A 7,200-nucleotide genomic window follows, 5' to 3' on the forward strand; every position below is an offset into this window, starting at 1 on the left:
TACTATAAAGTTTTTATGATGAAATTCTAGATAAGTAGACTTACTTCTTATCTAAAATAGCAATGAGATATCCAGTGTAAACCCAGAAGACTATAGATATAAAACTTATTATATAAACTAAAATACTTTCCATAAGGTTAATTACAGGAATTCCAAAAACAAGAGTTAGTAGAACAGAGAAATAATATTTTTCAGTTTTAGAGTCTAAATTACCTATCTTTTTAACTAAGAAGAAGAAAGCACAAGCTATAAATAAAATGATGAAAGCAGCTGCAATTAATCCATTTACAGTAGCAATTTCAATATATATATTATGAAGTCCACCAGCTTCAACACCCCTTAGTTCATGTTTTGGGTTAGCAATTAATGTAGATATTTTATTTGAGTTTCCAACACCAACTAGAGGGAAAAATTTTATTATAGGCCATGCAGCTTGCCATATATATTCTCTACCAGTAAATATATAATGTAATGTTGTATCACTTAATTTAAACAAAAATGGTATTATTAGCATTGGGGAAAATAACATTAATAATCTGATCCATATATTCTTAAATTTTATAAAAATAAATATGAATACTAAAGATAACACTAACAATAGAGCACTTCTTCCTCCAGATATAACTAAGGCTATTAACTGCAATATTGAATTAAAGTAGTAAAAAATCTTTATTTTATTTGAGTTAGTACTTAATAAAATATATAAGCATATAATAAAAGATATTCCAGCTGCGATTCCAAAGGAATTTTCATTAGAAAATAGTCCGCAAAAAGTTACAGTTTTACTTATATCATTACTAAAAGTAAGAACTCTTTCTATAGATTTATTACTAAATATAAGAATTAATGAAATAAAAGATAAAATAAAAGTAAGAGATGTGTATATATATGAAAAAATATTCAATTCCTTAATAAGAACACTTTTACTTTTATATGTATCAATAGAAAAAATACTTACTAATATTATTAAGTTTACTAGCCAAATTTTTATATTTTCGGATGTTGGGTATCTAAAAAGATTAAAAGCTAATGTTAATATTAAAAATAAGTATAAAAAAATCTGAAAATAATATATCTTAACTTTTCTAAAGATAATATCAAATAGACTAGTAACAATGAGTATAAGTCCCCAAGCTAAACAAACTTTATTCAGTAATTTAATACCATAGAAATCATTTAATACTGTAGAAAAAGATATGGCTACCAATAAATATAGTAACTTAAAATAAAATTTATTTGATAAAATGCTATAAAATTTATTTAGATAAACCTTCAAAATTTTCAACTCCTTTTACAATTAGAAATATAATGATTTATTATAATTTTAACATTTACTTACACAATAGTCTAAGAATTTCAATTAAAAAAGTTTGTATATATAAATAAATGTGGTAAAATATTAATATTAGTTTTATATTTAAAGAAAAATATAAAGGAGCGTATAACAATGAATATACCTTTAATAGATTTAAAAGCTCAATATGATTCATTAGGTGAAAAATTAGATAAGGCTGCTTTAGGAGTATTATCTTCAGCTAATTACATAATGGGAAAAACAGTAACAGATTTTGAAAAAGAATTTGCAGACTTCGTAGGAGTTAAACATGCAATATCAGTAGGGAATGGAACAGATGCTTTAGTATTAGCTCTTAAATCAATGGGAATAGGAGAGGGAGATGAAGTAATAACAACTCCATTTACTTTCTTTGCAACAGCAGAAGCTATTTCAGCAGTAGGAGCGACACCTGTATTTGTAGATGTAAATAAGGAAACTTTTAATATAGATGTAACAAAAATAGAAGAAAAAATAACTTCAAAAACAAAAGCCATAATGCCTGTACATATATTTGGTCAATCAGCAGATATGGATGAAATCAATGAAATAGCTAAAAAGCATAATTTATATGTAATAGAAGATGCTTGCCAAGCTGTAGGTGGAAAATATAAAGGAAGAAAGATAGGAACATTAGGTGATGTTGCGTGCTTCTCATTCTTCCCAACAAAGAACTTAGGATGTGCTGGCGATGGTGGAATGATAGTAACAAACGATGATAAAATTGCTACTATTGCAAGGGCATTAAGAACTCACGGAAGTGGAGAAAATGGCCAAAAGGCATATAACCTTTTAAATAATATAGAAGAAGAAGTTAAAACTGCTGAAGGAGCAAACGATACAGTTTATAATCCACTTAAATACTATAACTATTTAATAGGATTCAATACAAGATTAGATGCAATTCAAGCTGCTATTTTAAGTGTAAAGTTAAAAGAAATAGATAGTTGGAATGCAAAGAGAAGAGAAATAGTTGAGCTTTATGATGAAGCTTTACAGAATAGTGAATTAGTAACTCCAGTAGCAAAAGAATACAATGAACATGTATATCACATGTATATATTACAATCTGAAAATAGAGAAGAAGTTTTAACTAAACTTAAAGAAGCTGGAATTGCAACAGGGGTATATTACCCAGTACCATTACACCTTCAAAAAGTTTATAAAGATTTAGGATACAAAGAAGGGGATATGCCTGTATCTGAATACTTATCACATAGAACTTTTGCTATACCTGTATATCCAGAGTTAACAAAAGAGCAAGTTGAGTATATAATAAGCAAAGTTAAATAATATATAAGTTGAAATAAATATTTAACATTTGATTAAACTATAATAAATGCTAAACTAATATAGGAAAATTAGTTTAATTGCAAATATTTAATTATATTTAGAATTGTGGTTAATGATATTTAACCCAATTTAGAAGTAAACTAACTTATATAATATTTTTACTTTTACTATTTTACTTAACAAGCATGTGTTAATTATTTAATAATTTACTAGTGTTAACTTGTAAGATATTAATTGAGACTTATATAATCTAAAAAAATAAAAAAATAACAATTTTATATTATCAATTATCAAGTTTTTAATTGATTAGGAGGAAAAGTAATGTCAGTTTTAAAAGATGAATTATTACAAAAAATAAATAATAAAACTGCAAAAGTTGGTGTAGTAGGTCTAGGTTATGTTGGATTACCTTTAGCAGTTGAAAAAGCAAATGCAGGATATCAAACAATTGGATTTGATGTTCAAGATCAAAAAGTAGAAATGGTTAATAATGGTCAAAACTACATTGGAGATGTTGTAGATGCTGAATTAAAAGAATTAACAGAAAAAGGTCTTTTAAAAGCTACTACAGATTTTAGTTTTATAAAAGATGTAGATACAGTTTGTATTTGCGTACCAACTCCACTTGATTTATATAAGCAACCAGATTTATCATATGTTGTAAATTCAACAAAAGATGTTGCAAAGTATTTACATAAAGGTATGATAGTAATATTAGAAAGTACTACTTATCCAGGAACAACAGAAGAAGTACTTAAACCAATATTAGAAGAAAGTGGATTAAAGTGTGGAGAAGATTTCTTCTTAGCATTCTCTCCAGAAAGAGTAGATCCAGGTAATAAGAGCTACAATACTAAAAATACTCCAAAAGTAGTTGGTGGATGCACAGAAGAGTGTACAGAAATAGCAGCTGCTTTATATGAAAATGTGTTAGAAGGAGAAATTCATAAAGTTTCTTCACCAGCAGTAGCTGAAATGGAAAAGATATTAGAAAATACATTTAGAAATATAAACATAGGTTTAGCAAATGAAATGGCTATTCTTTGTAACAGAATGGGAATAGATGTATGGGAAGTTATAGATGCTGCTAAAACTAAGCCATATGGATTTATGCCATTTTACCCAGGTCCAGGACTTGGTGGACACTGTATCCCACTAGATCCTTTCTACTTAGAATGGAAAGCTAAGGAATATGATTATCATACTAAGCTTATTGAAACATCAGGAATCATCAACGATTCTATGCCAGATTTCGTTTTAGAAAATATCATGAAGATATTAAACAAACACAAAAAGGCTTTAAATGGATCAAAAGTATTAGTTATGGGATTAGCATATAAGAACGATATTGATGACTATAGAGAATCACCATCATTTAAAGTTATAGAACTATTAGAAAAGAATGGTGCAGAAGTTATAGTTAACGATCCTTTCTGTGATACTGCTAAATACAAAGGAAAAACTTATCATTCAGTAGATTGGAAAGAAGTTATCGATGAATCTGATATGGTAGTTATAACAACAGGTCATACAGTTTATGACTATGAACAAATAGTTGATAGAGCTAAAGTTGTTTATGATACAAGAAATGCAACTAAGAACGTTGTTAATAATAGAGAAAAGATTTATAAATTATAATTTAAAATTTTTATAAAAAGCTATGAGACAAGATCTCATAGCTTTTTTATTAAAAAATTATTTTAAAACAAACATTTCAATAGCCTTAGCAACACCATCATTATTATTAGTGTCAGTTACAAAACCAGCAATATCTTTTACAATTTGAAGACCATTGCCCATAGCAACACTAATTCCAGCAAACTTAAGCATTGAAATATCATTTTCAGAATCACCTATACACATAACTTCTTGTGGATTTATATTAAGAGTATCTGCTAAATATGCAACTGCATTTCCTTTAGATGTAGTTCCAAACATAACTTCAAAGTTATCTGTTCCAGAACTAACAACATGAAGCTTATCACCAAAGGTTTCTTTAAGCTCATCTTTAGCTGCCCATAGGTTATTCTTATTTTCAGCTTCTTCAATAACAATACCCTTAAGAATTTTTCCATCAAAGTTATTTATTGTTTTAATAACATCACTGTTAACTATAAATTTAACTTTTTTATCGTCTGGTAAATATTTGTTCATTATAGTATAAGCATGAGTTGCAGGAACTTCATCTTCTCTTATAAGAGTATCCCAGCTATTAAAGTTAATAGTTAATCCATGCTTTTTAACAATCTTATAAATTTCAATAGCTACATCCTTAGGAATAGGATTTTCTAAAATAGCTATGTCATCATATTTATGCTTAATATATGCTCCATTAGAGCCTATAACAGGTGAATCGATTCCAATTAAATCAGCATAATATCTTGCTGAGCAAAAAAGTCTTCCAGTAGTAATAGCAATATTAACTCCTAAGCTATTTGCTTTTCTTAAAGCTTCTTTATTTCTTTCACTAATTTCATGTTTGCTATTTAATAAAGTACCATCCATGTCTATGCAAATCAATTTAATATTTTGCTTCATATGTATATCCCTCCAAGAAAAAAATTAAGTCAAAAACAACTCTTTATATTTAGTATAAACTATAATGCTAAAAAATGAAAATTTTCTTGAAATAAAATTTCACTGTCAGAAATTGCGATAAGTAATTGTAGCTTGACGAACGTGCGTTTGATATAATTTAATTATAAATTATTAGAGGAGATGAATTTATGAATCAATTAATAGTGAGGGCTAAACAAGGGGATAAAAAGTCAATGGAAGAAATATTAAAAAACTTTGAACCACTAGTTTACAAAACTTCAATTAGCTATTATATTTACGGGTATAGTCAAGAGGATATTAAGCAAATAGCGAGGCTTACAATTATTGAATCCGTAGAAAAATTTAATACTGATTTAAGTGATTCCTTTCCTGCTTACGTGCAAAAATGCATAAAAAATAAGATGTACAAAGAAATAGAAAAAGCAACTAATAAGTACTACGAAAATAAGTTAAATAAAGAAATTGCAAGTTCAATAAACGTAGAAGAAATTATAGATCAAAATACAGATGTCTCTGAAGAATGTATCAAGAAGGAATTAAGCAGCATTTTATTTAAATCTATAGAGATGCTTAATGAGGATGAAAAAGCTTTACTTAATAGTATTTATGTACAAGGTATAACTTTAAAAGAGTATTCTAAAAGAACAAATATTGAATATCATAAGCTTAGATATATGAAGGATAAAATAATGGAGAAGCTAAGAAATGATTCAAATATACTAAGAATAAAATAATATAAAGAAGAAAATAATACAAAGAATAATATAATAGACAAATTAAGAAATAAAATAGCAGAAATGTTATAAAATAAAAATTTAAAAATAACATTAATATTTAATTAATAACTATCAACATTAATGTAATGAAGTAGAATTAAAAAGATAAAAAGCAACAGGAGAGTACAGTAAAGTTATGGACAAAATATTAAAATACAGTATAAATTATAATATTATTCATAATAAAAAAGTTAATACTCATAAATTTAATTATTATCTCAATTCATTTAAGAATAACATAAGCATTCACAATTTCTTATACAATAAAATATAAAAAGGACTATTGAAAGAAAAAATCAATAGTCCTTTTTACTTAATATAATAATAAATATGTTCTAAGATAATTACTAATAAAAATCAAGCATCATATTTTTAAGCTTTTTTAAAGCCCTTTTTTTCAAGGAACAACAATAGTAATAATCCTTTTCTTTTAATGAACAATATCTAGTAAGATTAGGCTTATTATTAGATATATACAAAAAGTCAATAAGCTCTCTTTCTTCTTTATCAAGCTTTTCTAAAGCTAAATAAAGATTTTCATCTATAGTATTGTTAATAACATAATCCTCAATATTTATATTTCCATCTACTATTTTATCTCCAAATTCATACCCATCATCGTTAACTTTATTTAAACTAAATTCAGTATTATATTTAATTTGACTTCTGCAAAGATATTTATAACCATTCTTTATTGACCAAAGAGCATAAGAAGGAAATTTATCAGCACCTTTTAATAAATCAAAAACATCTATTGCATGAAGTAAGTTAATAATACCTATTTGAATAAGATCTTCAAAGGACTTATCTTTTAAATAAATTATTTTAGCTTCCTTTATTATTAATGGATAGTACATCTTTATAATTTCTTCTTTTGAGTCAGAATCATTATTTTTAGACTTTAGTAATAAATCTCTCATTAATAAATCTTCCATAAAATTTTCTCCTCCATTTTTTTAGTTCTTTCATTAAGTAAATATCTTTGAAAAATAAAATTTGAGAAAAAATTTATAAGAAATTTTTAGTCAAAAAAATACAACAAATAAGAAGAATTATTTTATTCAAGTTAATTTCATTATAAGAACAATTAAATGTTATTAAGATATAAATATAACGTTGAATGAAAAAGTAACTTCCGTTTTAGCGTAAGCTATTGTAACTGCAAGAGTAAAGTCAGTTTTTAAATATAATTCTAATAGTAAAAAGCTATAAAACAAGTTATAATTTATATAATATATC

The 7,200-nt window shown here is 25.9% G+C and carries 6 protein-coding genes; 3 read left to right on the forward strand and 3 right to left on the reverse strand.

Features of this window, described 5'->3' with window-relative positions; all coding sequences use genetic code 11:
• Positions 1 to 40: 40 nt before the first annotated feature.
• On the reverse strand, positions 41 to 1,276 hold the full coding sequence (locus NSA50_RS06335) for an O-antigen ligase family protein (protein ID WP_257443847.1): 1,236 nt from the start codon (positions 1,274 to 1,276) through the stop codon (positions 41 to 43).
• Positions 1,277 to 1,447: 171 nt separating this feature from the next.
• Here NSA50_RS06335 and NSA50_RS06340 point away from each other — a divergent pair, with 171 nt between their 5' ends.
• Both NSA50_RS06340 and NSA50_RS06345 read left to right on the forward strand, forming a co-directional pair.
• Complete coding sequence (locus tag NSA50_RS06340) at positions 1,448 to 2,626, forward strand: DegT/DnrJ/EryC1/StrS family aminotransferase (RefSeq protein ID WP_257443849.1); 1,179 nt, start codon at positions 1,448 to 1,450, stop codon at positions 2,624 to 2,626.
• 321 nt (positions 2,627 to 2,947) lie between these two features.
• On the forward strand, positions 2,948 to 4,264 hold the full coding sequence (locus NSA50_RS06345; protein WP_195265455.1) for a nucleotide sugar dehydrogenase: 1,317 nt from the start codon (positions 2,948 to 2,950) through the stop codon (positions 4,262 to 4,264).
• A 57-nt stretch (positions 4,265 to 4,321) separates the two neighbouring features.
• Here the strand turns inward: NSA50_RS06345 and NSA50_RS06350 are convergent, their stop codons facing one another.
• Entirely contained in the window at positions 4,322 to 5,164 is an 843-nt protein-coding gene (locus tag NSA50_RS06350; RefSeq protein WP_257443853.1) for a Cof-type HAD-IIB family hydrolase, read from the reverse strand.
• Positions 5,165 to 5,352: 188 nt separating this feature from the next.
• Here NSA50_RS06350 and NSA50_RS06355 point away from each other — a divergent pair, with 188 nt between their 5' ends.
• Complete coding sequence (locus tag NSA50_RS06355; protein WP_195428997.1) at positions 5,353 to 5,919, forward strand: sigma-70 family RNA polymerase sigma factor; 567 nt, start codon at positions 5,353 to 5,355, stop codon at positions 5,917 to 5,919.
• A 389-nt stretch (positions 5,920 to 6,308) separates the two neighbouring features.
• Here the strand turns inward: NSA50_RS06355 and NSA50_RS06360 are convergent, their stop codons facing one another.
• Entirely contained in the window at positions 6,309 to 6,896 is a 588-nt protein-coding gene (locus NSA50_RS06360; protein WP_257443857.1) for a sigma-70 family RNA polymerase sigma factor, read from the reverse strand.
• Between the last annotated feature and the right edge of the window lie 304 nt (positions 6,897 to 7,200).

The organism is Clostridium mucosae (assembly GCF_024622765.1).
Lineage (GTDB): Bacteria > Bacillota > Clostridia > Clostridiales > Clostridiaceae > Clostridium.

Excerpts from the sequence above, each read along its gene's own strand:
- NSA50_RS06345 (WP_195265455.1), top strand. The coding sequence starts at position 2,948 with ATGTCAGTTTTAAAAGATGAATTATTACAAAAAATAAATAATAAAACT.
- NSA50_RS06350 (WP_257443853.1), bottom strand. The coding sequence starts at position 5,164 with ATGAAGCAAAATATTAAATTGATTTGCATAGACATGGATGGTACTTTA.
- NSA50_RS06340 (WP_257443849.1), top strand. The coding sequence starts at position 1,448 with ATGAATATACCTTTAATAGATTTAAAAGCTCAATATGATTCATTAGGT.
- NSA50_RS06355 (WP_195428997.1), top strand. The coding sequence starts at position 5,353 with ATGAATCAATTAATAGTGAGGGCTAAACAAGGGGATAAAAAGTCAATG.
- NSA50_RS06360 (WP_257443857.1), bottom strand. The coding sequence starts at position 6,896 with ATGGAAGATTTATTAATGAGAGATTTATTACTAAAGTCTAAAAATAAT.